Origin of the sequence: Hymenobacter sp., from assembly GCF_031398885.1 — a bacterium.
Classification (GTDB): Bacteria; Bacteroidota; Bacteroidia; order Cytophagales; family Hymenobacteraceae; genus Hymenobacter.
This window is the reverse complement of record NZ_JANNOD010000005.1, coordinates 34239-58459: the sequence shown is the minus strand read 5'-3', so window position 1 is coordinate 58459 and position 24221 is coordinate 34239. Positions and strand designations below refer to the sequence as shown.

22 protein-coding genes are annotated in these 24221 nt (G+C 58.4%); 20 read left to right on the top strand and 2 right to left on the bottom strand.

What is annotated here, in order from left to right; genetic code table 11:
- The first annotated feature begins 6 nt into the window (after window positions 1–6).
- The 18 genes from RMO51_RS00650 to RMO51_RS00565 all read left to right on the top strand — a co-directional run bounded on the left by RMO51_RS00650 (window position 7) and on the right by RMO51_RS00565 (window position 19273).
- Entirely contained in the window at window positions 7–1053 is a 1047-nt protein-coding gene (locus tag RMO51_RS00650) for a glycosyltransferase (RefSeq protein ID WP_310391092.1), read from the top strand.
- A gap of 83 nt (window positions 1054–1136) precedes the next feature.
- Window positions 1137–1955, top strand: a complete 819-nt coding sequence (locus RMO51_RS00645) for a glycosyltransferase (protein ID WP_310391090.1) — start codon at window positions 1137–1139, stop codon at window positions 1953–1955.
- Window positions 1956–1993: 38 nt separating this feature from the next.
- Window positions 1994–2983, top strand: a complete 990-nt coding sequence (locus tag RMO51_RS00640) for a glycosyltransferase (protein WP_310391089.1) — start codon at window positions 1994–1996, stop codon at window positions 2981–2983.
- 92 nt (window positions 2984–3075) lie between these two features.
- Complete coding sequence (locus RMO51_RS00635) at window positions 3076–4065, top strand: NAD-dependent epimerase/dehydratase family protein (RefSeq protein ID WP_310391087.1); 990 nt, start codon at window positions 3076–3078, stop codon at window positions 4063–4065.
- 143 nt (window positions 4066–4208) lie between these two features.
- A complete protein-coding gene (locus RMO51_RS00630; protein ID WP_310391086.1) occupies window positions 4209–5270 on the top strand; it encodes a glycosyltransferase family 4 protein in 1062 nt (353 codons plus the stop codon).
- 64 nt (window positions 5271–5334) lie between these two features.
- On the top strand, window positions 5335–6438 hold the full coding sequence (locus RMO51_RS00625) for a DegT/DnrJ/EryC1/StrS family aminotransferase (RefSeq protein ID WP_310391084.1): 1104 nt from the start codon (window positions 5335–5337) through the stop codon (window positions 6436–6438).
- A 3-nt stretch (window positions 6439–6441) separates the two neighbouring features.
- Window positions 6442–6849 carry an FdtA/QdtA family cupin domain-containing protein gene (locus RMO51_RS00620; RefSeq protein ID WP_310391082.1) on the top strand — a complete coding sequence of 136 codons (408 nt, stop codon included), beginning with the start codon at window positions 6442–6444 and terminating at the stop codon, window positions 6847–6849.
- Window positions 6850–6872: 23 nt separating this feature from the next.
- Window positions 6873–7463: a DapH/DapD/GlmU-related protein gene (locus RMO51_RS00615; RefSeq protein ID WP_310391081.1), complete on the top strand. Its 591-nt coding sequence runs from the start codon at window positions 6873–6875 to the stop codon at window positions 7461–7463.
- Window positions 7460–8386 carry a glycosyltransferase gene (locus RMO51_RS00610; RefSeq protein WP_310391079.1) on the top strand — a complete coding sequence of 309 codons (927 nt, stop codon included), beginning with the start codon at window positions 7460–7462 and terminating at the stop codon, window positions 8384–8386. The genes RMO51_RS00615 and RMO51_RS00610 overlap by 4 nt, the downstream gene beginning before the upstream one ends.
- Before the next feature lie 39 nt (window positions 8387–8425).
- Window positions 8426–9973: an oligosaccharide flippase family protein gene (locus RMO51_RS00605; protein WP_310391077.1), complete on the top strand. Its 1548-nt coding sequence runs from the start codon at window positions 8426–8428 to the stop codon at window positions 9971–9973.
- 35 nt (window positions 9974–10008) lie between these two features.
- Window positions 10009–11178, top strand: coding sequence for a glycosyltransferase family 61 protein (locus tag RMO51_RS00600; RefSeq protein WP_310391075.1), 1170 nt, complete (start codon window positions 10009–10011; stop codon window positions 11176–11178).
- Between the two features lie 4 nt (window positions 11179–11182).
- Window positions 11183–12421 carry a glycosyltransferase gene (locus tag RMO51_RS00595; protein ID WP_310391073.1) on the top strand — a complete coding sequence of 413 codons (1239 nt, stop codon included), beginning with the start codon at window positions 11183–11185 and terminating at the stop codon, window positions 12419–12421.
- Window positions 12418–13674 carry a glycosyltransferase gene (locus tag RMO51_RS00590; RefSeq protein ID WP_310391072.1) on the top strand — a complete coding sequence of 419 codons (1257 nt, stop codon included), beginning with the start codon at window positions 12418–12420 and terminating at the stop codon, window positions 13672–13674. Before RMO51_RS00595 ends, RMO51_RS00590 begins: the two co-directional genes overlap by 4 nt.
- Before the next feature lie 100 nt (window positions 13675–13774).
- Entirely contained in the window at window positions 13775–14701 is a 927-nt protein-coding gene (locus RMO51_RS00585; RefSeq protein WP_310391071.1) for a glycosyltransferase, read from the top strand.
- Between the two features lie 71 nt (window positions 14702–14772).
- Window positions 14773–15924: a glycosyltransferase family 4 protein gene (locus tag RMO51_RS00580; RefSeq protein ID WP_310391070.1), complete on the top strand. Its 1152-nt coding sequence runs from the start codon at window positions 14773–14775 to the stop codon at window positions 15922–15924.
- 68 nt (window positions 15925–15992) lie between these two features.
- Window positions 15993–16934 (top strand): glycosyltransferase family 2 protein, encoded by a 942-nt coding sequence (locus tag RMO51_RS00575; protein ID WP_310391069.1) that lies wholly within the window; start codon window positions 15993–15995, stop codon window positions 16932–16934.
- 122 nt (window positions 16935–17056) lie between these two features.
- A complete protein-coding gene (gene rffA / locus RMO51_RS00570) occupies window positions 17057–18193 on the top strand; it encodes a dTDP-4-amino-4,6-dideoxygalactose transaminase (RefSeq protein WP_310391067.1) in 1137 nt (378 codons plus the stop codon).
- Window positions 18194–18202: 9 nt separating this feature from the next.
- The gene (locus RMO51_RS00565; protein ID WP_310391065.1) at window positions 18203–19273 is read left to right on the top strand and encodes a glycosyltransferase family 4 protein; all 1071 of its coding nucleotides are present in this window, start codon (window positions 18203–18205) and stop codon (window positions 19271–19273) included.
- Here the strand turns inward: RMO51_RS00565 and RMO51_RS00560 are convergent.
- Window positions 19270–20634 (bottom strand): hypothetical protein, encoded by a 1365-nt coding sequence (locus RMO51_RS00560; protein WP_310391063.1) that lies wholly within the window; start codon window positions 20632–20634, stop codon window positions 19270–19272. The genes RMO51_RS00565 and RMO51_RS00560 overlap by 4 nt on opposite strands.
- 11 nt (window positions 20635–20645) lie before the next feature.
- Window positions 20646–21797, bottom strand: coding sequence for a tol-pal system protein YbgF (locus tag RMO51_RS00555; RefSeq protein ID WP_310391061.1), 1152 nt, complete (start codon window positions 21795–21797; stop codon window positions 20646–20648).
- Window positions 21798–22007: 210 nt separating this feature from the next.
- Between RMO51_RS00555 and RMO51_RS00550 the strand changes: the two genes are divergently transcribed.
- A complete protein-coding gene (locus tag RMO51_RS00550) occupies window positions 22008–22922 on the top strand; it encodes a M20/M25/M40 family metallo-hydrolase (protein ID WP_310391059.1) in 915 nt (304 codons plus the stop codon).
- 25 nt (window positions 22923–22947) lie between these two features.
- The gene (locus RMO51_RS00545; protein WP_310391058.1) at window positions 22948–24147 is read left to right on the top strand and encodes an acyltransferase; all 1200 of its coding nucleotides are present in this window, start codon (window positions 22948–22950) and stop codon (window positions 24145–24147) included.
- The last annotated feature ends 74 nt before the right edge of the window (window positions 24148–24221 follow it).

Sequence of the window (24221 nt, the reverse complement as noted above, 5' to 3'; positions counted from 1 at the left end):
AACTGCATGACCCAGGGCTTCACCATTGTTATTTGTACGTTTAACGGCACGAGCCGCCTCGCGCCGACGCTTACGCATGTGGCGGCACTTGCTTTGCCGGCCGGTTACGCGGCCGAGTTGATTGTGGTCGATAATGCCTCTACCGACGATACGGGGACCTTCGTGCGGGCTTTGTGGCAGAAGCTGGACGCACCCTTCACGCTGCACCTGCTGCGTGAGCCCCGCCCGGGCAAGGGATACGCGGTGGAAACGGGCTACGATGCGGCCCAGTACTCCTGTATTCTGACGGTGGATGATGACAACTGGTTGCAAGCCGACTACCTCACCACGGCGGTTGCACTGCTACGGCAGGACCCAGCCATTGGGGTATTGCAAGGCCATAGCTCAGCAGTGATGGAATTGCCACCACCTGCTTGGTTCGACCAAGTGAAATGGTATTTTATCATTGGCGGTCCCAAGCCTGAAATCGGTTATTTTGCCAGCAACGATTTTTACGTGTGGGGTGCAGGCATGGTCATCATGCGAGCCGACTGGTTGCGGCTACGGGGCTTAGGGTTTTCAGCTCTCACCAGCAAGCTACCTGGTAAAGCTGCGGGAGAAGACAACGAGGTGGCGATTGGGCTAATACTACTGGGGCGAAAAATATATTATTCTGACCAGCTGTGCTATAAGCACTACATGCCCAAAGAGCGAATAAACTGGAAAAAGCTGCAACAGAATTTCGACACGTTTGCCTACGTCAGCTACTACTTCTTCCTGTATGGCGTCGTGGTGAACAGCTTTAAAAATCAGTCGGCCGTAACAGATGCATACATCCTGAAAGAGTTTGGACTGTTTTGCGTAAAGTATCTCCGGGGATTCACGGTCAAACACCACGTAAGCTACCTGCTGCGGCCCAGAGAAGACGTATATCAGTTACGCTTGCAACAGTATTACGCCATGCTAAAGTGGTTTTGGAAGCTGCGTAAACAAGCGAAGGCCGATATAACATTCATCCAAGGGTGGCTGCTGCCGCTGCTGCGCAGCAATCCGACTTTTAGTTGGTTCTGTTAAGCCTGCGGGGTTCGACACCGGCGAAATCAATCGCCAGCTTATCCGCGCTGTTAAGCACGTCCTGGGTTAACGATAACGTATTGATGAATCAGGTCCCAACCGCTCCGATAATCTCCATCGTCATTCCCTGTTACAACTCGGGCGATTTTCTGCCAGCGGCTTTGGAAAGTGTTTTCCGCTACCCTGGCCCTGCGCCGTATGAAGTAGTGGTGGTCGACGACGGCTCCACCGATACGCACACTCAGGAGGTGCTTCAAAAAGCAGCGGCGCAGGGCTGCCAGGTAATTTACCAGGAAAATAAGGGCCCGGCGGCGGCGCGCAACAAGGGCATTGCTCATGCCAGGGGCGAGTACATCCTGTTTCTGGACAGCGACAATAAAATCCGGCCCGACTACATCCGACAGGGCATCGCCGTGCTTAACCATCGTCCGGAAGTGGGGGTGGTGTATGGCAAGGCCAGTTTTTTTGGGGAGGTCGCGGCCCCCCGTTTTGCAGGTCAGCCGTTTGACCCGTACCAGTTGCTGAAAGAAAATTACATTGATATGTGCAGCGTCATCCGGCGGAGCATGTGGGAGCAGCTGGGGGGGCTGGATGAAGTGCGCCTGCTGATGGGCCACGAAGACTGGGAGTTCTGGATTAGGGCGGCGGCGGCGGGCTGGCAATTTCACTACGTGGACGAAATTTTGTTTGATTACCGAATCAGAACCAATTCGCTAATAACGGAAGCAGTCCAGCCAGTCGCTTACCGCAACATGCTTGCCTACATTCACGGGAAGCATAGCCAGCAGTACGTCAGTGTATTTGATTACCTGTACTGGCAGCATCGGGCATACGAGCACGACAAGGAAAAACCAGTTCGTTCTTTCTTTAAGTATTTATACTTAAAATACTTAAAAAGATAACAACAGGCTCTTCGTGTGCTCATCTACGCATTCAATCTATGCAGCCAAGGTCCCCACTGGTTTCCGTCATCATCCCAAACTACAACCACGCCCGGTTTTTGCCGCAGCGGATTGAGAGTGTGTTACAGCAGACGTATCAGAACTTAAACGTGCTGCTGCTGGATGACTGCTCGACGGATGATAGCCGGACGGTGCTGGCCCGGTACGCGCAGAAAAGCCCCCGCATTGAGTTGATGCTGAACGAACGAAACAGCGGCAGCACGTTTCGGCAGTGGAACAAGGGACTGGCCCGGGCTACTGGCACTTACGTTTGGATTGCGGAGAGCGACGACGCAGCCGAGCCCACGCTGCTGGCGCGGCTGGTTGCGTGCCTGGAGGCCAACCCAGCGGCCGTGATGGCCTACTGCCAGTCGCGCCTGATTGATGCCCAGGGGCAGCCGGAGGGCTTGGCGCTGCTGCTGGCTGACGGCCTGGGCCACACGGACTATTGCCGGCCGGGCCGCGAGCTGGTGGAGCAGTACATGCCCATTACCAACATCGTGGCCAACGCCAGTGCCGTGCTGGTGCGCCGCTCGGCGCTGGCCGCCGTGGGCCCCGCCCCCGAGGACATGCGCTTGGCGGGCGACTGGTTGTTCTGGATACGGCTGATGCTGGAGGGGCAGGTATGCTACGTAGCTGAGCCGCTGAACCTGTTTCGGACCCACGGTCAAAACGTAAGGTCACAGGCCCAAGGCGTGGGGCTGGTGGAGATGGCGCGGGTGCTGGGCTATTTACGCCGGACCGTGGCCATTGACGTCGTTACCTATCGTCACGCCTTGGTAATGCTGACGGAACGATGGTTTCAAACGTTCATTTATTCCCCGCTCACCCGTGAAGTTCATCAGCGGTTCATGGCAGAGATGAGAAAATTCGAACCCGGGTTTGGGCGTATCTTTGCCCAGGTGCTGGTAGCCCGGCTATTCAGGAGTCGACTGAGTGGATTTAAGATGCTGGTGGGTGACAAGCTGCTCGGCCGCCATGGGCGGTGAGCCGCGCGTTAAGGACCGGCGGGATAGAAAATCACTTTAACTGTTGGAGCTCGTTCCTTTTAACCTGGAAGCTCTTATTGAATTAGGGAGATATGGACCGTAGTTCAATTGCAGCCGAAGGCGTGACAACTTGCGTAATAGGGGGAGCCGGATTCATTGGCCGGGCCGTAGTGACTGAGTTGCTAGCCCGGGGCCGGCAAGTGGTTGTAGTGGGCCGCAACGATTCGCCCATCGGTCTGCCCGCTGGGGTGCGCTACCTGGAAAATTTTATTGAAAACGGGCTGGAGACAGTGCGGGAAGCATTGGAAGCGTCGACCGAAGTCATTGACCTCGCTTATTCAACTAGCCCCGGTACCAGCTTTGATGACCCGGTGAACGACCTGTTGGTCAACGTTCCCGAAACGGTGCGACTGTTCGAGTTAGCAGCCGGGATGCCGCACCTGCGCAAGTTCGTATGGGTGTCGTCGGGCGGTACCGTCTACGGGCGCACACCGGCAATACCAATCAGCGAAACCCACCCTACGTTTCCCATTTCGCCCTACGGCATCACCAAGCTGGCGTTGGAAAAATACGCCCACATGTACTTCGAAACCCGTCAGTTGCCCGTTGTGTGCGTGCGTCCGGCCAATGCGTACGGCGAAGGGCAACGGCCTTACGGCTCGCAGGGCTTTGTGGCCACGGCCATCGCCTCAATTTTAGACCAGCGCGAGCTTACGTTATATGGAGAGCACGGTACCGTGCGCGACTACCTCCACGTGATGGATATGGCCACCGGCATTGTGGCCGCGCTGGAGGCCGGCGAGCCCGGCGAGGTGTATAACCTGGGCAGCGGACAAGGCCTGACCAACCGGCAGGTGCTGGAACTGCTCGCCCCCCGTGCCGAAGCCATGGGCCGCTCCCTGTGGACGCGGGTCCAGCCCGCGCGTCCCTTCGACGTGCCCGCCAATATCTTGGACTGTGGTAAGCTTCAGAAAGCCTCCGGCTGGCAACCGTACTTGTCCATTGAACAGGGCTTAGCCAAAACCTGGGAGTGGTACGCTGCCCAGTCCCTGGCCGAGCCGTTTTCCCCCGTTGTTGTCTAATGTCGAGTAATTCCCGGCCCCGTATCGGTTTCTTAACCAGTACCGACCCATTGGACCGGCGCTCATGGTCGGGAGTGCATTTTTCTATCTTTCAGGCGCTTGAGCGCAACGTTGGAACCGTTACGGCGCTGGGCCCGGTGCCCATGGTGTGGCCCTTGCGCATTGGCGATAACCTGAACCGGCGGGTCATCGTGCCCCTCACCGGCAAGCGCTATCAGTATTCGTGGAGCGTACCCATGGCTTGGCTGTATGCCCGCCGCTTTGCCCCGCTGCTGCGTCAGCAGCCGTTTGATTTGTTGCTGGCCCCGGCGTCGTTCACTGAAATGGCTTACCTCGACACGCAGGTTCCCATTATTTATTGTGAGGATTCGACCCTGCGTCAGCTCATGGACTTTTACCCGGGCCTGACGGGGCTGCTCGAGGTTTCTAAGCAGGAGTTGAACCACATCGAGAAACGCGCGCTTGACAAAGCGGCGCTGGTGTGCTACTCTTCGGACTGGGCCGCCCGCTCGGCCATCGAAGATTACGGTGCCGACCCCGACAAGGTAGTCGTCATTCCCTTCGGTGCCAATTACCCATCGCCCCCTGCCTTCGCCGAGATGGCCAGCAAACCCCGCACCAGCGAGTGCCGGCTCTTTCTGCTGGGGGGCGAGTGGGGGCGCAAAGGTGGGGCTATTGCCTACGACACTATGCTGAGCCTGAACGAGTTGGGCCTAACTACCACGCTCACGGTGGTGGGCTGCGCGCCACCGCCCGACGAAGCGGCGCACTACCAGCACCCCGGCTTCACCACCATTCCGTACCTGAACATGGGCGAGCCCGCCGACCTGGTCCGCCTCGACGAGCTGTTCCGCACGGCCGACTTCTTCATTCTGCCCTCGCGCGCCGAGTGCGCGGCCATTGCCTTTGCCGACGCCAATGCCTTCGGCCTGCCCGTCGTTACGACCGATGTGGGTGGCATCGCCAGTTTCGTGGAGCAAGGCAAGACCGGCCTGATGCTGCCTCTGAGCGCGAACGGAGACGATTTCGCCGCCGCCATCGCGGGATTGTACCGGGACGAGCATGCGTATCAGCAGATGCGGGTTGCCGCCCGTCGGCACTACGAAGCCGTGTTAAACTGGGACCGGTGGGCTCTGCATCTGAAGCAGGAATTAGCGGCCCGGGGCCTCTGGCCCGCCGCCGTTGGCGCCGGGGATGGCCGCTAATGTCGGCATTCGCCGGGTTTAGCCGCACATTTCCGTATCTTTGCACTCCGATTTTTAACCGTTCATGCAGCTACCGTTTCTTTCCTTTTCGCCCCAGCACCAGCCCATTCGGGAAGAAGTGCTGGCGGCCCTGGCCCGGGTCTACGACAGCCAGTGGTACGTATTAGGGCAGGCGGTGGCGGAGTTCGAGGCTGCTTACGCGACGTTCAACCAGACGGGCCATTGCGTGGGCGTCGCCAACGGGCTGGATGCCCTGCACCTGGCCCTCATGGCGCTGCGGGTTGGGCCGGGCGACGAGGTGATTGTGCCATCTAATACGTATATCGCCACTTGGCTGGCAGTGTCGTACGTGGGCGCCACGCCCGTGCCCGTAGAGCCCAATCCGGCGACCTTCAATTTGGACCCGGCCCAGCTTGAGGCGGCTATCACCCCCCGCACCAAGGCCATCATGCCCGTTCATCTTTACGGACAGGCCTGCGAGATGACGGCCATTATGGACATTGCCCGGCGGCACAACCTGCTGGTGGTGGAGGACAACGCCCAGGCCCAGGGTGCTACCGCAGACGGGGGCGCGACGGGCAGTTTCGGCCACGCCAACGGCACGAGTTTTTACCCCGGCAAAAACTTAGGCGCCCTCGGCGACGCCGGTGCCGTAACCACCAATGACGCCGAAGTGGACCGACGCCTGCGCACACTGCGTAATTACGGGTCGCAGAAGAAGTATTATAACGAAATTATCGGCTATAACTCCCGCCTCGACGAGATGCAGGCCGCCGTGCTGTCGGTGAAGCTGAACTACCTGCCGGAGTGGACGAAACAGCGCCAGCAAGCGGCGGCTCTGTACGACCAGTACCTAGCGGGTATTGGCGACCTGACTCTGCCGGTGGTGGCGGCCGGTAGCACGCACGTTTACCATCTCTACGTGGTCCGCACAGCCCACCGGGCGGCGCTGCAGCAGTACCTAGCTGCGCAGGGTATTGGCACCCTCATTCACTACCCGGTGCCTCCGCACCTGCAGGAAGCATACGCTCATTTGGCGATGCGCGCCGGGCAGTTTCCCATTGCTGAGGAGTTGGCAGCCACCTGCCTGAGTCTGCCTATGTGGCCGGGCATGGGGGAGGTCGAAGTGCGGCGCGTGGCCGAGGCTATCCGTATGTACTTTAACTGATTTATGTTGCCCCACGCCCAGCTTTTTCCACTTGCTAAACTTGGTGACGATGCTATTGGCTTCCTGAGCGTGGCGGAGAACAAATCACTGCCTTTTCCCGTCAAGCGGGTGTACTGGACCTATTTGACCCCTACTACAGTTGTGCGGGGCCATCATGCCCATTACGAATTGGACCAATTGATTTTTGCCGTCAGCGGCAGCATCCGGTTTGAGCTGGAGTGGCCGGGTGGCCACCGGGCCACGGTAGAACTCCGCGACCCCAGTCAGGGGTTGCTGGTGTCGCGCCAGTGCTGGCACACCATGACCTTTACTGAAGGAGCAATATTACTGAGCTTGGCTTCTGAAGAATATCAGGAAGCCGATTATATCCGTGATTATGAAGTATTCCGGGCGTTACCGCCTCTCGTTTAACAAGCATGTATTGGGTCCTGTCCATGACCAATAAACTACCCTATTACGTACACCCGGCCGCCATTGTCGACACCGCGGATATTGGGGCGGGAACCACCATCTGGGCTTTTGTGCACGTCCTTAACGGCGTCAGCATTGGGGCCAACTGCAACATTTGCGACCATTGCTTCATTGAAGACGGGGTGGTGATTGGCTCCAACGTGACGCTTAAGTGCGGGGTCTACCTGTGGACGGGCGTGACAGCCGAAGACAACGTATTTATCGGCCCCAACGTGGTGTTTACTAACGACGTACGGCCCCGAAGTAAAAACAAGGACTTTGCCTTGGCCGGTACGCTGTTGAAATTCGGCTGCTCGCTGGGAGCCAACTCCACCATTTTGGCGGGCGTGACGGTGGGGCGCCATGCTCTGACGGGCATTGCTTCGGTAGTGACCCGCGATGTAAAGGATTACGCACTTGTTTACGGCAATCCGGCCCGCCAACATGGCTGGGTGGACGAGCAAGGCGAAAAGCTGCACGCGGCGGCCGAAGCCGGCCAGTGGTATTCGTTGGCTACGGGCCAGCGCTACCGTGAAGCACCGCACGGCTTAGTGCCGGAAACGTCGTTAGCATGAGCTACCCCGTCGTTAGCATCGGCATTGGCTCCTACAACAATGCTGCCTATCTGGAAACCTTGCTCGACAGCGTTCAGGCCCAAACCTATCCAGCCATTGAGTTGATTGTGGTGGACGATTGTTCCACCGACCATTCAGCTTTATTGGTGCAGCGTTGGATGGAGCGCACGAACTACCCGGTTACGTTCCTACAGCACGAACGCAACCAAGGCTTGGTGCGCACTTTCAGCGACTGCACCCGCCTAGCAACCGGCAGCTTCGTGTCGTTGGTGGGCTCCGACGACGTGCTGGATCCGGAACTGATTGCCCGCACCGTGGCGGAGTTCAATCGTCGGGGTCCAAGTTGCGGAGCGGTGTATGCCGATTGCCGGCTGATTGATTCGCAAGGTAAGGAGATAGCGCCCAGCTTCTTGTGCTACTTCAATTCAGGGGCCGCAAAATCTCCACCCGAAGGCAACATCATCCTCCCGCTGTTGCGGGGCTTTTATTTGCCCACGCTCACCACCACCGTGCGTCGGGAGGCGTTAGCAGCCGTGGGTCCCCACGACGAAACGTTGTTTTCGGAAGACCTGGACATGTGGCTCCGCATTTCCCGTAAGTTTCAGTTCGCGTACCTGCCGGCGGTGCTTGGCTCTTATCGGGTGCACGACCGTTCTGCCGTTCACACCAACAAGCTGGCTTTGAACGAGACCTACTTTCGAATTTATCGGAAAGGATATTTTGAAGGGGACGCGGAGTGGAAGGCGGCCCGCCACAACCTGGCCGAACACGCTGAGCATTACTACGCCAGCCAGGGCCCCGAAGCCCCGGCTCGGTTATGGTTTGCGCTCCACGAAACCCGACGGCCCAAGGTGGCCTTGTTCTGGTTGATGGCTCGGTTGGGAGTGAAATACTCCACCCTACGGCGTTTGATGAGCCGTTAGCTTTCGGGGTGCTGCCCTTCGCATAGTTTCCTCCATTTCATGTCGGAAGTTTCCCGTACCAAATCCGCTTTCTGGGGCACTGTTTCGACGCAGGTGTTCACCATTGTGTCCATGGTGATTTCCATCGTCAGCACGCCCTTGATGGTGAGGTACCTTGATAAGGACGCGTATGGCTTATCTATTATTTTCTTCCAGATAGTCAATTACCTGGCTCTCTTCGATTTTGGCCTTTCGGCGGCCGTAATCCGAAACTTGGCCCTGCACCGCGGCGACGACGAGCACAACCGCCGGATGGTCAACCGCATCATGTCGACTGGCGTGTTGGTGGCCGCGGCATTTGGGTTGCTGGTGGCCACGCTGGGCATCGGTCTGGCGCCGCTGCTGCCCCAGGCCTACAACCTGCGCCCCGAGCTGGCGGCTCCAGCCGTACCCATCATTGTCACGCTGAGCCTGCTGGTCGGCGGGCAGTTCATTCAGCGCGGGCTGGGCGGTATCTTCTTCGCCCACCACCGCCAGACCCTCATTTCAACGCCTGTTTTCGTCGTGAGTCTGCTCAGCACCGGGCTCACGTTGCTGCTGCTGTCGCGCGGGGTGGGGCTGTGGACGTTCGTGTACGTCAATCTGTTTCAGCTTTTTGGCAACGGGCTGGTGCAGGTTTTGCTGCTTCGCCGCTACTACCCCGATATCAGCATCGGCTTCCGGCATTACGACAAAGAACTGACGCGTTCCATGCTGGGTTACGGCTTCTTTTTGTTTCTGCAGGGGCTGGCCACCCAGGTCATTCTTTATACCGACCGCCTGGTGATTGGCAAGGTGCTGTCGTTAGCCTTAGTTGCGGTGTTTTCCCTCACCGTGCGCATTCCGGAGGTGGGCATGAACCTGCTCGGCCGCGTGACGGAAAACGCCTTGCCGGCCGTGGCCGAAATTGTGGTGCACGAAGGCAGTGCCCGCGCCCGCTTCTACTTTCACCGCATCATGCTGCTCATCGTGGTGATGAGCATGGCGGCGTTCTGGCTGATGCTGGCGCTGGACGAGTGGTTTATTCGCTTGTGGGTGGGGACCGACTTCTTCGCCGGGCAACAGGTGCTCGTGCTGGCCCTCGTCATCATGGTGCAGCAAACCATCACGCGCACGGGCGTTTTCTTTCTTAATGCCAAAGGCATAGCCCGGCCGCTTAGCTTTGCGGCCATGATTGAAGCGGCCCTGAACCTCACGCTATCCATCGCGCTGGGCTACCGGATGGGCATGCCCGGCATTTTGCTCGGCACCATTCTGGCCGCGCTGCTGACGTCGGTGTGGTACGTGCCTTTTCTGTTGCGCAAGCACCTCGGCATTTCGCTGGCCGATTCGTTGGTGCGGCCCGTGGTGGGGCCGGCGCTGGGGGTGAGCGCGGCCGGGGCGGGCGTGTGCTTACTGGTGCAGGCCTTCAACAAGATAGCCTTCTTTAATCACTGGCTCTGGTTCTTGCCCATCGGAGCCCTCGCCGCGGGGCTGATGGGCGTGTTCGTCTGGCTGGTGTACCTGCGCGGGCCGTTGGGAGAGTACGTGCCCGTGCGCTTCCGCCGCTACCTACTCGTACAAGCCTAATCAAAGACCCCTTCTTCTGCTTTCTTCTACGTGCCATGGCTTCCGTTTCCCACTTCCTCACCAAAGCCACCCGCACCCTCCTTTGGCATACCGGTCTGGGCCGGCGGGTGGCGGCTAACTACTGGAAGAATCGTCAGGAAGGAGAGGGGTTTCGTTTCCTGCACCGGCGCACCGAGGACGTCTTCGCCGGGATGCCGACGCGCTTTGTGGATACCGTATTCAGCGATTTTCTGGTCGAAGACAACAAGCGCTGGACCATGCAGGAAAGCTTTGTGCTGGAAGTGACAGATGTGCTGCTGGAGCCGGAGCGCCTGCTGGGCATCCGAGCCGGCCGGCAGTTAGTGGAGCAAACGGTGGTTTATAAGTTTGATCGGTCCTACCCATTCATCCTGCCGTATTTGCTGCGGCCGGCGAAAACCACGGAGCTGGAGACGGCCATTTGGTACGATGGCCTGGCCACCCGCAACTACTTTCACCACTTGGTGGATGCGCTCATCAGCCTGCAGCAGCTGGAGATTAGCGGGTTGCCGCTGAGCACGCCCCTGCTCATTACCCGAAGCATGTACGAGACGGTGTATTTTCAATACTTGTACCAGCGAAGCCCCCCGTTGCAGCGGCTGAACTGGCACGTAGTGGGCGATAAAGAATGGGTGCGCGTGCAGAAGCTCTACAAGTTTCAAACGGCTCCGTTCAACCCGGGCGCGTGGCGGGCGATGCGGGAGTTATACGCCATGCCCGAGGTGAAGCCGTGGCGGAAAGTTTTCCTGAACCGCGACAAAGCGCGCTACGGTCGTTACCTCGCCAACGAGGAAGAAACGGTGGCGATGCTCAAGCGGCACGGCTTCGAGGAGGTGTTGGCCGAAAACCTGAGCATTGACCAGCAGGCCCAACTGTTTCAGGAAACAGAATACCTCGTGGCCCTGCACGGCGCCGGCATGATTCAACAATTTTTCATGGATTACGAACGCAGCCACGTCGTCGAAATTATGCCTCGCAACTACCTACAGCCCCTCTATTATTGGCAGGCTTATGCCATGGGTATCAAGTACTACGACGTAGTGGTGGGCGGCGACATGCGCAGCGGTAAAGAGTATCCGGTGGACGTAACCATCCTGGAGGCCGCCGTGCTGCGGATGCTGACCAATCAGCATCCCGGGCGGGTGTACGGCCTCACGGAACTTCCGCTGCGGACATCAAAGGAATAGGAGCATGACGATTTTAGTTGCGGTTGAGGAATTTCGTATCGGCGGCGCCCAGACATTTGCCTTACGATTAGCCCAGGCACTGCACGAAGCCGGGCATCGCGTGTACCTGTACAGTATGTATTGGCAATACACGGAACACGACTTGGTCAAACGGTTGGCACCGGACGTAGAGTTGCTGGAATATCAACCGAGTTACCGAAAGATAGACACCCTCGTGCTGCGCGCAGACGATTGGTTGCAGCGTCAGGGATGGAGCATCAGCCTGCGCGCGCAGCAGTTGCAACGTCACTTGGCACACCTCATTGAGCATAAAAAAATAGAAGTAGTAAGCAGCAACACCTTTAAATGCGACCACTTACTCGCGCAGGTCTTGCAAAAGTTACCCCTCGTTCCCCTCGTAGTTACCATGCATGGTGACTACGAGCAGTTTCTGGCTTTTTATCGACAAGGTCAGCATTACGTAATACCCAACTACCTTCACAAGCTGGCCGATGCCATCGCCCGAATCAATGGCATTGCGTATTTGTCAGAGCAAAATTTGGAAGTAATCAGGCCGGGAGTAGTGGCTGTTTCCGCCGGCCACGTGCGGGTGCGGCGCATTTATAACGGCCTCGAAGGTCGTTTCTCGGCCGATGCGGACAAATACACCCGGTCGCAGCTCAATATTGAGCCAGATGCGCTGGTGTTTGGCATGGTAGCCCGCGGGGTTCCGGAAAAAGGGTGGGAGCCGGTTATTCAAGCTTTTCAACGGCTTCGGCGGTTGTCGGCGCGGCCGATGAACCTGGTGCTGGTCGGAGCCAGTCCGTTTCTGAACCAGCTCCGCGAGGCGTACCGGGCAGACGAAGCGTTGCGTTTTCTGGGGTTTGTGGACAATCCAGTAGACTGCATCGCATCGTTTGACGTGGGAATCTTGGCTTCCTCGCTAAAGGAAAGCTTACCCAATTCAATTGCTGAATATTTGTTTTGCGGCAAAGGAGTCATTTCGACCGACGTGGGCGAAATCCGGCAGATGATTCGCACCGATGATGGGCAGGAAGCGGGTTTGCTTATTGATTTCCCTGCCCAGGGCCTAGCGGAGGTCGAACCACTTTACCAGGCCATGAAACGGTATGCCGAGGAGGAACACCTGCTGCGTAGCCACCAAGCGCTGGCCGCCCAGGCTTTTGCCAAATTCGAGATGAGCCGTTGCGTGCATGCGTACACGCAACTGTACGAGGATTGCGCTAAAAGTCTTTCTGCATGAGTGTTCCGGCCAATCAACCTCGTCGCAGCTTGTTGCTGCTCATTCCCAACCTCGGCCTGGGTGGGGCGCAGCGCGTCTTTCACGACCATAGCGTGGAACTGGCCAAGCACTACGCCGTGACGGAGGCCGTTTTCAACACCGAAGTCGGCGACCTGTACCCCAGCGGCAACGAGGTGGTGAGCCTGGAGGTAAGCGGGGGCGGCGGCCCGCTTGAAAAAATCCGCAACTTTGGCCGCCGCGTCGGGCGGCTGCGGGGCCTCAAGCGCCGCCTGCGAACCGACGTGTGCGTGAGCCACCTAGAAGGGGCCGACTACGTGAACCTGCTCAGCAAAGGCCCTGAGAAAGTGGTGCTCTGCATCCACGGGTCCAAGCTGCACGACGGCAACATTACCGGGTTAATCGGTTGGCTGCGTAAGAAAGTCCTCATGCCCGGCCTCTACAACCGCGCCGACAAAATCGTGACCGTGAGCCGCGACATCAACCCCGAGCTGATAAACGGCTTCGGGGTGAAGCCCGAGAAGTTGGTCACCATCAACAATTTTTTCGAGGTGGCCCAGATTGAGGCCAAATCACGGGAGCCGCTAACGGCCGCCGAGCAGGCCGTGTACGCGGCGGCGCCCGTGCTGGTCACCTCCGGCCGGCTGACCGCGCAGAAGAACCAAGCGCCGCTGCTCGACACCTTTGCCGCGCTCCTTTCGCGCCGGCCCGCCAAGCTGGTGTTTGTGGGGGACGGCGAGTTGCGCGACGACCTGACCCGCCGCGCCCGCCGCCTGGGCCTGCGGGTGTACGAGGCCTGGAACCGAGAGGCCCTGACCCCCGACTACGACGTGTATTTTGTGGGACTTCAGCAAAACCCCTTCAAGTACATCCGGCCGGCCGCCCTGTTTGTGTTCCCTTCAGCCTGGGAAGGGTTTCCGATGGCCCTGGGCGAAGCCATGATTTGCGGTGTTCCCGTTGTGACGGCTGACTGCCCCACCGGTCCCCGCGAAATGCTGGCCCCTGGCACTGGCACGCCGCCGACGCCCATTCGCAGAGCCGAAAGCGCCGAATTCGGTATGCTGATGCCCATGCTCAATCAGGCCGCCACCCTGGCCGCCGACCAAAGCGTTTGGACAGACACGTTGGAAGGACTGCTAAACGATGCGGCCGAGCGCGAACGGCTGGGCAGTTTGGCCAGCCAGCGCATGCAGGACTTTACCCGTGAAATAATATTTCGGCAGTGGATGGCCGTGCTTGAAGACGTGCTGACCTAATAAGCAGAACAGAAAACGGTGCACTCAGTACTCTCGTGCTTTCCAGAGGCGTGCGCTGTAGAGTGCTTCACAAAACATTTGCTGCTAAACTCACTAAATCATGAATGATTCATTTTCTATACTCGATAACGTAACGGTAATCATGGACAGGCAACTGTCCAGAGATAATTTGCTAGAGTTAAAATATTGGAAGCGTATCGTAGAAGAACTTGTTGCTAAACTGGATGTTAATGATTTGCAGCGGATACATTTCTATCTGATTTTTGGGAACCAGCCGGTGGTAATAGAAGACGCTGATGCTGTTCTTAATGTGTTTCTCATAACTGACGAGCGCCAGACACCGCGACCAAATCTTTATGATGGTAACAACATCATATTTCAGTCTTATTATTCAGAACTAGTATTTGGCAAAGTATATTCGAACCTTTTTGCTTTTCCGTTGGGATATAATGGGCACCTGGACTTAGACAGCCCCGTACCTTTCTCCGAACGAAAAATAAATGTTTTCTTTTCGGGGAACCTTCATAAAGGACGCCGGGAAATGTTCAATTTTTACAGTTATCTTCGATATTTGCCTTTTTTCGCGCAACACCGCTTGCAGGAGAGAATCAAGTCTGTCTACGACAACAAGTATCCGAGCTCATACATACGGTTTACTAGCGGGTTTGCACGGGGATTGAGCTTAGTAGAATACGCCGACTATATTAAGAATTCTAAAATAGTGCTTACGCCGCGTGGCTCGATTGCCGAAGAATGCTTTCGGCATTACGAAGCAATGAAATGCGGCTGCATAGTGGTATCAGAGCGACTCCCGGAAAATCATTTCTTTGTCGGTTCACCCATTATTCAAGTTGATACCTGGAATGATGCTGATAAAATCATAAAAAATTTACTCGAAAATCCGGCGAAAATGCAGAAGTTACACCTGGCATCTTTGCAGTGGTGGCAGGAGGTGATGTCGGAGTCGGCAGTTGCCAATTACATGGCGGGAATTATAGGTAAATACGGTAGTCAAAATATTGACTAGTATTAATATTGAATCCATTTCAATGCGGGCTGGCTCATGGCTCGTGCACTACCTTAACTAATCTTGTTCTGATGCGCCTGAATTCCGGTCTAACGGTGTTGGTAGTCGACAATTCCCGGGCTGTTACTGGGGCCCTCAACGCCTTGCGCCACGCCACGAGCCCGTTGCGCGAGCAGTTTGCTTTTGCCTACGTGCTGCCCACCGGAAGCACCGGTCGGGCCATTTTGGAGGCCGACGGCTACCGCGTGTACGAGCTGCCCTTTGTGGAAATCAGCCGCCGCCCGGCCGATTTGCTGCGCTACCTGCCCATGCTGCTGCTCAACGGCTGGCGCCTGCGCCAGTTGGCGCGGCGCGAGCGGGCCGCGGTGGTCCACCTCAACGATTTCTACAACCTGACCGGCTACGTGGCGCGGTGGCTCAGCCTGGGCCGGCTCCGGGTGCTCACGCACGTGCGCTTCTTGCCCCACACGCTGCCCCAACCACTGGCGCGCACCTGGCGCTGGCTGGCCGAGCACGCGGCCCAGCAGGTGCTGTGCGTGTCGGACGCGGTGCGGACCTACTTCGCGCCGGGCCACGCCCGGGTGCACACCGTGTACGACCCCTTGCCCGCGCACGGGGAGCAATGGCCGCCGCACGCGGTGTTGGATGGCTTGGACCGCCCCGTACGGCTGCTTTACCTCAGCAACTACATCCGGGGCAAGGGCCAAAACTTTGCGTTGGAGGCGTTTCGCATTGCCTACGCCCGGAATTCAAACCTGCGCCTTCATTTCGTGGGGGGCGACATGGGCATGAGCAAAAACCAGGGATTCCGCCGCGAGTTGGAAGCCGCCGCGCAGGCAGCGGGGTTGACCGAAGCAGTTCATTTTGATGGCTTTGCTACCGACACCGAAGCGGCGATGAAGGCGCACGACGTCGTGCTTAATTTCTCGGAGGCCGAGTCGTTTTCCCTCACCTGCCTCGACGCGCTGTACTACGGCGTGCCGTTGATTGCCACTGATTGCGGCGGCCCCGCCGAGCTTTTTGAGGCCGGTAGGTCGGGCTTGCTCGTACCCAACCGCGACGTGTCGGCCATGGCCGCGGCCATTAACGAACTAGCGAGTGACTGTGCTTTGCGCCGGCAGTTTTCGGTGGCCAGTCGCATTTTTGTGCGCCAAAAGTTTGCACCGGCCCGCACGTACGAGCAATTGAGAGATTGCTACAACCGGGTACTTGCCCGCGGATGAGGTATCTAATGCCGACTTTAGCTGCTCGTTTTATCTGTATTCTGCCTGAGCGGTAACCCGCACTTCCAATGACCTCCACGGCCCCTGTTTTGCTTTCCGTGGTGAGCCCGGTGTATTGCGGCGAAGCCATGGTGGTCGAGTTGGTGCAACGCCTAGTGGCTGCGCTGGAAACCATTTCGCCCCGGTTTGAAATCATTTTAGTCGACGACCGGAGCCCCGACAATTCCTGGGGTTGTATTCGGGAGGCAATGGCCCGCGACCCGCGGGTGCACGGCCTGCGCCTGAGCCGTAATTTTGGCCAGCACCGCGCCATCACGGCGGGGCTCGACCGGTGCCGGGGCGAGTGGGTGGTGGTGCTCGATTGCGACCTACAGGACCGACCGGAGGAAATTCCGGCCTTGTTTGCCGAAGCCCAGCGCGGCTACGACCTCGTGCTGGCCCGGCGCTTCAATCGGCAGGACCAATGGAGCAAAAAGCTGCTCTCGCGGCTGTTCTACCGCGTGCTGTCGTACCTCACCGAAACCCCGCAGGACCCGGCAGTAGCCAATTTTGGCATCTACCACCGCCGGGTGATTACGGCCGTGCTCACCATGCGCGAGAGCATTCGCTACTTCCCCACCATGGTGCGCTGGGTGGGCTTCCGCCCCGGCTACCTGGCCGTGACGCACGCCGAGCGCCCCGCTGGCCGCAGCAGCTACGGGCTGAGCCAGCGCCTGCACCAGGGGCTTGATATTTTGCTGGCGTATTCGGACAAACCGTTGCGCCTAGCTGTGAAGCTGGGCCTGTTGCTATCAAGCGGCGCATTTTTGTTTGTGCCCATCACGCTGCTGCGCTATTGGACCGGTCGAATCGACCAACCTGGTTACACTAGTTTGATTATTTCCATCTGGTTCTTTTCGGGGCTGCTGCTTTCGGTGCTGGGCATGGTAGGGCTGTACATCGGCAAAACGTTTGAGCAAGTCAAAAACCGGCCCTTGTACATCGTCGACGAGGAGGTCAGCGACGAGTAGTCGCCCGCTGTGCCGCGCTGCCCGGCGACCCGGCTGGTGGCCGTTCGGGGCGATGCTGCCGGTTGCGACGGTTGCGGGTGAGGCCGGGGCCGGCCGTACCTTTGCCGGCCTTCCCGCTGCGCATGCTTCCCGCCATCCCCTTTAACAAACCGTATTTTTCCGGCAACGAAACCCGCTACATCGAGCAAGCGGTGCGCTCCGGTAAAATCTCCGGCGACGGGATGTTCACGCAGCGGGTGCACGCCTTTTTTGAGCACCAGTTAGGATTTCGCAAGGCACTGCTCACCACCTCGTGCACCGACGCCTTGGAAATGGCGGCCCTGCTACTCAACATCAAGCCCGGCGACGAGGTAATTATGCCGGCCTTCACCTTCGTGAGCACGGCCAATGCCTTCGTGCTGCGCGGCGCCAAAGTGGTGTTCGCCGACAGCACCGCGCTCAACCCCAACCTGGATGCGGCCGCCCTCGAAGGCCTGGTCACGCCGCGCACGCGCGTCATTGTGCCGGTGCACTACGCCGGCATTGCCTGCGACATGGCCGCCGTGCAGGCGGTGGCGCAGCGGCACGGGCTGGCGGTGGTGGAAGACGCCGCCCACGCCATCGACAGCTGCTACCGCGGGCAGCCGCTGGGCAGCCTGGGTACGCTGGCCGCCTTTTCGTTTCACGAAACCAAGAACATCATTTCCGGCGAAGGCGGCCTGCTGGTCGTCAACGATGCGGACCTGAACGCCCGGGCCGAGGTGATTCGCGAGAAGGGAACCACCCGCTCGGCGTTTTTTCGGGGCGAGGTGGACAAGTACGGCTGGGTGGACGTGGGCTCGTCGTTTTTGCCTTCCGACATCATTGCCGCCTTTCTATGGGCTCAGATTGAGAACCTCACCGATATTCAGCGCCAGCGCCGGGCTATCTGGCAGCGCTACTACGCGGCCCTTGAACCGCTGCGCGCGCGCGGCATCGGCCTGCCCGCACTGCCGAATTATGCCACCAATAACGGGCACCTGTTCTACCTCGTATGCCGCAGCCTGACCGAGCGCACAGCCCTTATTATCCATCTCCGGCAACGCGACATCCTGGCTGTTTTCCACTACCTCCCATTGCATAAGAGCGCCTATTATGCTGCCCAGCACGACGGCCGGGCCCTGCCCTGGGCCGACCACTATGCCGATTGCCTGGTACGCCTGCCCTTGTTCTACGAATTGAGCGAGACGGCGCAGGACCGCGTCATCGCGGCGGTGCTGGGCTTTTACCGGCCGCATTAATTTTCATTCGTGCGCATCTTATTTCTCGTTCCCTATCCGCCCGGCCGGGCTCCGTCGCAGCGCTTCCGCTTCGAGCAATACCTTCCCGCGCTCACGGCCCAGGGCCATTACTACCGGTTGGCGCCCTTTATTTCGGTGGCCACCTGGACCATCCTCTACCAACCCGGCCACGCCATAACCAAGGCCATGGGCATTTTGGGTGGGTTCGGGCGCCGGTTGGGGCTGTTGTTCACGGTGCCCGGCTACGATTTTATTTTCATCCACCGCGAAGCCGCGCCCGTTGGCCCCCCGCTGTTCGAGTGGTTCATCGCCAAGGTGCTGGGCAAGAAAATTATCTACGACTTCGACGACGCCATCTGGCTGGCCAATACATCAGAGGCCAATAAGATTGCGGCGGGGGTAAAATGGCACCACAAGGTGGCCGACATCTGCCGCTGGGCCTATAAAAACAGCTGTGGCAACGCCTATCTGGCGGATTACGCCCGGCAGTTCAACCCCCGTGCCCTAATCAACCCCACGACCATCGACACGGTGCATCTGCACAACCGAGTGCGCGACCAGGCCGCGCCCGGTCGGCTCGTTATTGGCTGGACAGGTACGCATTCCACGCTCAAGTATCTGGAGCAAGTGGTGCCCGTGCTGGCCAAGTTAGAGGAGGAAGGGCTAGACTTTGAATTCAGGGTTATTTCCAACCAGCCGCCGGCACTGCCGCTACGCTCACTGGTGTTTCTTCCGTGGCGCAAAGACACAGAAATTGCTGACTTGCTGGGTTTTCACGTGGGGCTGATGCCGCTGGAAAATGACCTTTGGGCCAAGGGCAAATGTGCCTTTAAAGCGCTGCAGTACATGGCCCTGGGCATTCCCGCGCTGGTGTCGCCCGTGGGCATGAACACCGAAGTGGTGCAGCACGGCCAGAACGGTTTCGTGTGCGCCACCCCGGCCGAGTGGGAGGCCAGCCTGCGGCAGTTGCTGGCCGACGCCGGCCTGCGGCAGCGTCTCGGCGTGGCCGCCCGGGCCACCATCGAGCAGCGCTACTCGGTGCGGGCCAACACCCCAAACTTCCTGGGTTTATTTTCCTAAGCCCGCGCCAGTTGCGCAGAAGCCCCCGCCGCTTGGAGCTTCCCGGTTCGTGCTTTGGTCAGGGGCAAAGTAATGCTCTGCAGAATATAGAGCCCGCTCAAGTAAAAAGGCATTAGGGGAATTTTATACCGAACCAGCGTGCCAAAGTTGCCGCTGGAAATGCCCACAGAGATGGCAAATATCAGGCTGAACACAAAGCAAAGCGTGAGTATGGGCACCCCGCTGATGGCACGAAGTGTTTTGCGAAGCCCCACTCGCCACAGGATGCGCAGCGTGAGTAGCAGAAAGTACGTGGCCTCCAGCGCCGAGAGGGCCATGGTGGGGTTGCGGGCCTCCCACAGAAAAGGCCTAAACAAAGACACCACCACGGCTTGAGGCGCCAGCTTCATCATGCCCCCAATAGTACCGTCCTGCTCGCCAATACTGTAGCCAGAGCCCTTTTCGTTTTGGCTGACCTGCAACAGGTATTCTTGCGTCAATTTGCTCTGGGCACCGATGTTGTCAATGTTGAACCGGGCATCCGCGGCAGAAAGCTGGGCGAGGGCGTATAGCGCCACCAATCCGCCCACGCCCAGAAACAACGGCTTGGCCAGCCAGCGCACCGCCACGCTGCGAATCTGGCTGTTGTATTCGTTGAACATCCACAGCAATGCCGGCGGCATAAAGGCTAATAGGATGTATGTTTTCATCGAGAAAATAACTCCGGCTGCGGCGAGCCCCAGTAACAAACAGCGCGGAATGTTTCGCCGCTCGATGGCGCCCCGGTAAAAGGCGTAAAACAACCAGCCGAGCGCCCCCATGCACAAAGAGTCTTTGAGCAAGCCGGACCCCCAAAAAAACACCGAAGGCAAAAAAAACACGGCAATGGCTAGTTCCTTGTAGGCTTGCGGCCGAATCTTGGCAAAAGTTATGTACATAACCCACATGCCGGTGAAAGTAGTGACCGCAAATAGCACGGCAATTACCGTGTAAGTGTTGAAGCTCAACAGCGCAAACACCGCCGCCACCCGCACTACAAAATACTCGTTGCTGCCGCGTCCGAACCACGTTAACTGGTCGGTGTACTTACTGATGGCCGGGGTCACGTCACCCGGCGTGGTGACCAGTTCCCAACCCGCTGCGAACGAGTCGCCGAAGGCGTGGTACACAATGCCCGCGTGCCGGTAGTAATTATTGGTATCGCCACCGTACAGCGTATGGTATAAAATTCCGAGCGCAATTGCTCCAATTAGTTTTACGGTGAGGGCGGGGATGAAGTATTTCTTGGTGTATCTATTAGTTACGGATGCACGAATGTTAAATGCAACCAAGTAAATAATTGCCAAGTATATTGGGGTAATATACAGGTCTTTTAATTCCATAATTACCAAATTTATCTACTTTTCCGCAAATACACTTTGGCCTCCTTATACTGTTCGGATTTATGGTCTGCTTTCTCGGCCACAACCGTGTAATAACGCTTCGCGGCAGCGGAGTCTTTTTCCTTCACGGCCAAGCGCGCCAGGTTCGCGTTGGCGAATAAGTAAAATCCGCCGGCGGTATCGCCGGTGCTCTCCGAAAAGACAATGCACCGCTGGTAATAGTCGCGGGCTTTGGCTACGTCGCGGTAGCGGTTTTGCATCAGGTAGCCCAGGAAATAGCTGGCGTAGCGGCCGCTGATGCCTTCGTACCCCGGCAGGCCCCGGTTGATTTTATCCAGAATGTCGCGGCTCACCCGTTCGCAATCGGCAAATTCGCCCTGGTCGTACGCGAGCAGGGCGTAGAAGCGCTGGAAATAGCCGTTGTCGGGAAACGTATTGGCCAAAAGCCGGGCCACGGGCATGGCCTCTTCGGCGTTGTTTTCCTCGTTTTTGAGGATGCGCATGAGGAAAACCCGCGCCTCGGTGGCGGTGTAAAAACCATTGGCGGCCACGCTGCGCAGCTGCTGCATGCCCAGCTTTTTATCGCCCTTGGGAAAGAACAGCAGCACCGGTTTCAGCAGCGGGTAATTTTCCGGAATCCAGACGGCGTAGTAATTAAACAGCGCCTGCCCGAATTGAAATTCGGGGCTCAGGCCGTTGGCTTCCTGACTCTTCTTTAAAAAATTGAGGGAACGCCGGGAACTCACCGTGGCCTTGCGCCAGTCGTGGCGCTCGGCGTGCAGCCGCGCGTCGAACCCGTAGGCGGCGGAAAGGAAAAAGCTGGCTTCGTAGTTGTTGTTGTCGACGTCGTACATCCGCTGGGCCTTGGTGATGGCCGTGTCCATGTAAGCGAAGAAAATCTTGTCGTACTGCAAGGTCTGAAAATTGGTGGGCATGATTTTCCACCACGAACTCAGCCCCAGCAGGAAGTACGGCATGGGGTGGTTGGGGTAGCGCCGCCGCAGCGAGCGAAACTGCTTTTCCGCCCGGTCGTACTTGAAGTTGTAAATGTTGTGCACCGCCCCGTCCAGCTCCAGCTGAATGTCCTTGTCCAGCAGCAGCCACCCCTTGGTGTCGATGGCCGAGGGCAGCACACCCACGGTGTCGAGCGCCACCGTCTGCATCGGGGGCGGAACGCGGATTGTATCTGAACCCTGGGCCCTGCCGAGCAGGGGCAAGAAAAGGAGCCCCCAGCAGATACAAAACAGCAAACGCAGCATAAAGAAAAAGTCGAAGGCGGGCCCCGGCCGCTTATCGGCCATAATGGGGGCAGCGTAAGCGGGCCCGCTAAAGTACGGACTTTGGCCTAGCTTTGAGCGGACTTCTCTTCGCCCATGCAGCTGCTTCGTTCCCTTTGCCGCGTGCCGGCCCCCGCCGGCAACGAGGGCACCCTGGCCCGCTTCGTGCTCGACTACGCGCGGCGGGAGCAAGCGCGCTGGCAGCACCGACCCCAAATCATCGCCGATGACCGGTTTCAAGACTGCGTATTGCTGGTGTTTGGGCGGCCGCGCACGGCCGTGTTTGCTCACCTCGACAGTATTGGGTTTACCGTGCGCTACGGCCGGCAGTTGGTGCGCATTGGGGGGCCCCAGGCCGAGGCCGGGTGCCGTTTGGTAGGAAACGATTCGCAAGGAGAAGTAGATTGTACGCTAACCATTGACGACCAAACCGGTGAACCGGGCTACGCGTTCCACCGCGACATTGACCGCGGCACCGAGCTCACCTTCTACTGCGACTTCCGCGAAACCGCCACCACGGTGCAGAGCTGCTACCTCGACAACCGCCTCGGCGTCTGGAACGCCCTGCGCCTGTGCGAGACGCTGGAGCACGGCGTCGTGGCCTTTTCGTGCTGGGAAGAGCACGGCGGCGGCTCAGTGGCTTACCTGGCGAAGTTTATTCACGAAACCTACGGCGTGCGCCAGGCGCTGATTTCCGACATCACCTGGGTTTCGGAGGGCGTGCGCGCCGGCCAGGGCTGCGCCATCTCGCTGCGCGATTCGCTCATCCCGCGCCGCGCCTACGTCGACCGCGTCCGGGCCATTGCGGCGGCGTCGGGCATCGCGCACCAACTGGAAGTGGAGGGTGGCGGCGGCTCCGACGCCGCGGAGCTGCAGCGGGCTGCCGCGCCCTGGGACTGGTGCTTCGTGGGCGCCCCCGAGGCCCACGTGCACACGCCCGATGAGCTGGTGGACAAGCGCGACATCGCCAGCATGTTGGCGCTGTACCAGGCTTTGATGCGCGAACTGTAATCCGCCGCCAGTACCTTTGAGGGCTATGGCTACAAGTTTATCCACCGCAGTACCAGTGCCTAAACAAAACCCAGCTCCTCGACTGCTTAGCTACCAAGAACTGGATATTTTACACGCTTTACGCGGTTTTTGTGCCTTTTACGTCGTTATATTTCACGCTAAATTTATCCTTTGGTCGGGGGGGACGGAGTACCTCCGGGTTTTTCCCCGTGCCAATTGGACGCCCGTTCAGTACGTAAGCTTTGCGGCCGACATGCTTAGTTCTGCGGGGTACGAAATGGTAATTTTTTTCTTCGTGCTGTCGGGCTTCTTCATTCGCTACGCACAATTGAAGAAGCACCGCTCCGCGTTGCGGTTCTATTTAAACCGAGTGGTGCGGATTTATCCACCCTATTTAGTGTCGTTGGTGCTGGGCGCAATGATACTTGCCTACCTGGCACTGGCCCACCCAGAGTTGCTCACCACTGGCGCTCGCCGCGAACTCAACGCCAGTTTGCTGGTGGCCTGGCACGAAATTCATCCGTTCACAGTCACTGCACTGGGCCGGGCGCTGTGGTTTCTAAAGCCACAGGAACAGTTTTTTGGCTACAACGGCGTGTATTGGTCGCTACTGCCCGAGGCGCTTTTTTATTTATCGGTGCCGCTGGCTTTCTGGCGCGTTCGCTACTACTACGCCATTTCGGCGGCCTGTTATGCGTTCGGCATGGTGGCGGCCAACCTACACATTGAAGGCGGTGCCTGGGGTGATTTTTTGTTTGTATACAACGGCTATTTCGCCCTAGGCGTCGGTCTGTACGACATCGTCACCTCCCGTCCCAGGTGGTTGGACCTGTTCCGGCGGGCCAATGGCTACGGTCTGGCCCTGGGCATTACTGCTCTCCTGGGCCTGCTCATCATTGCGGCCGCGCTGCATCTGCGGGTGCTGTCGGGGGCACTGGCGTCGCTGTTGGCGGTGCTGAATGTTTCGGTGTTGCTGGCCGGGCGCGTGCGCCGACAAAATCTTTTAATTCGGTTGTTTCACGAAGTTGGTATATTCAGTTTTTCCTTATATCTCTACCACTTTCCCTTATTGCTGCTCAGCTACGCTGGTTTGGTCGCTTTCACCGGCGAGCTGGTCAACTACACCCGGTACTACTGGCTGGCTGTTCCGCTGGTAACGGCCGGCTGCTTCGCGCTCTACTACGTCACGGAGCGGCCGGCGGTGCGCTACTTTCGAGGGACTTGACGGCGAGGTGGTTTCCGCGCCAATTTCCGCTATTTTGCGAACCCGAAACTGCTTACTCTCTTAATTCTTCGCTC

What these genes read in the sequence shown, in the direction of transcription:
- RMO51_RS00650 (WP_310391092.1), top strand. Translation starts at nt 7, where the DNA reads ATGACCCAGGGCTTCACCATTGTTATTTGTACGTTTAACGGCACGAGC.
- RMO51_RS00645 (WP_310391090.1), top strand. Translation starts at nt 1,137, where the DNA reads ATGAATCAGGTCCCAACCGCTCCGATAATCTCCATCGTCATTCCCTGT.
- RMO51_RS00640 (WP_310391089.1), top strand. Translation starts at nt 1,994, where the DNA reads ATGCAGCCAAGGTCCCCACTGGTTTCCGTCATCATCCCAAACTACAAC.
- RMO51_RS00635 (WP_310391087.1), top strand. Translation starts at nt 3,076, where the DNA reads ATGGACCGTAGTTCAATTGCAGCCGAAGGCGTGACAACTTGCGTAATA.
- RMO51_RS00630 (WP_310391086.1), top strand. Translation starts at nt 4,209, where the DNA reads ATGGTGTGGCCCTTGCGCATTGGCGATAACCTGAACCGGCGGGTCATC.
- RMO51_RS00625 (WP_310391084.1), top strand. Translation starts at nt 5,335, where the DNA reads ATGCAGCTACCGTTTCTTTCCTTTTCGCCCCAGCACCAGCCCATTCGG.
- RMO51_RS00620 (WP_310391082.1), top strand. Translation starts at nt 6,442, where the DNA reads ATGTTGCCCCACGCCCAGCTTTTTCCACTTGCTAAACTTGGTGACGAT.
- RMO51_RS00615 (WP_310391081.1), top strand. Translation starts at nt 6,873, where the DNA reads ATGACCAATAAACTACCCTATTACGTACACCCGGCCGCCATTGTCGAC.
- RMO51_RS00610 (WP_310391079.1), top strand. Translation starts at nt 7,460, where the DNA reads ATGAGCTACCCCGTCGTTAGCATCGGCATTGGCTCCTACAACAATGCT.
- RMO51_RS00605 (WP_310391077.1), top strand. Translation starts at nt 8,426, where the DNA reads ATGTCGGAAGTTTCCCGTACCAAATCCGCTTTCTGGGGCACTGTTTCG.
- RMO51_RS00600 (WP_310391075.1), top strand. Translation starts at nt 10,009, where the DNA reads ATGGCTTCCGTTTCCCACTTCCTCACCAAAGCCACCCGCACCCTCCTT.
- RMO51_RS00595 (WP_310391073.1), top strand. Translation starts at nt 11,183, where the DNA reads ATGACGATTTTAGTTGCGGTTGAGGAATTTCGTATCGGCGGCGCCCAG.
- RMO51_RS00590 (WP_310391072.1), top strand. Translation starts at nt 12,418, where the DNA reads ATGAGTGTTCCGGCCAATCAACCTCGTCGCAGCTTGTTGCTGCTCATT.
- RMO51_RS00585 (WP_310391071.1), top strand. Translation starts at nt 13,775, where the DNA reads ATGAATGATTCATTTTCTATACTCGATAACGTAACGGTAATCATGGAC.
- RMO51_RS00580 (WP_310391070.1), top strand. Translation starts at nt 14,773, where the DNA reads ATGCGCCTGAATTCCGGTCTAACGGTGTTGGTAGTCGACAATTCCCGG.
- RMO51_RS00575 (WP_310391069.1), top strand. Translation starts at nt 15,993, where the DNA reads ATGACCTCCACGGCCCCTGTTTTGCTTTCCGTGGTGAGCCCGGTGTAT.
- rffA (WP_310391067.1), top strand. Translation starts at nt 17,057, where the DNA reads ATGCTTCCCGCCATCCCCTTTAACAAACCGTATTTTTCCGGCAACGAA.
- RMO51_RS00560 (WP_310391063.1), bottom strand. Translation starts at nt 20,634, where the DNA reads ATGGAATTAAAAGACCTGTATATTACCCCAATATACTTGGCAATTATT.
- RMO51_RS00555 (WP_310391061.1), bottom strand. Translation starts at nt 21,797, where the DNA reads ATGCAGACGGTGGCGCTCGACACCGTGGGTGTGCTGCCCTCGGCCATC.
- RMO51_RS00550 (WP_310391059.1), top strand. Translation starts at nt 22,008, where the DNA reads ATGCAGCTGCTTCGTTCCCTTTGCCGCGTGCCGGCCCCCGCCGGCAAC.
- RMO51_RS00545 (WP_310391058.1), top strand. Translation starts at nt 22,948, where the DNA reads ATGGCTACAAGTTTATCCACCGCAGTACCAGTGCCTAAACAAAACCCA.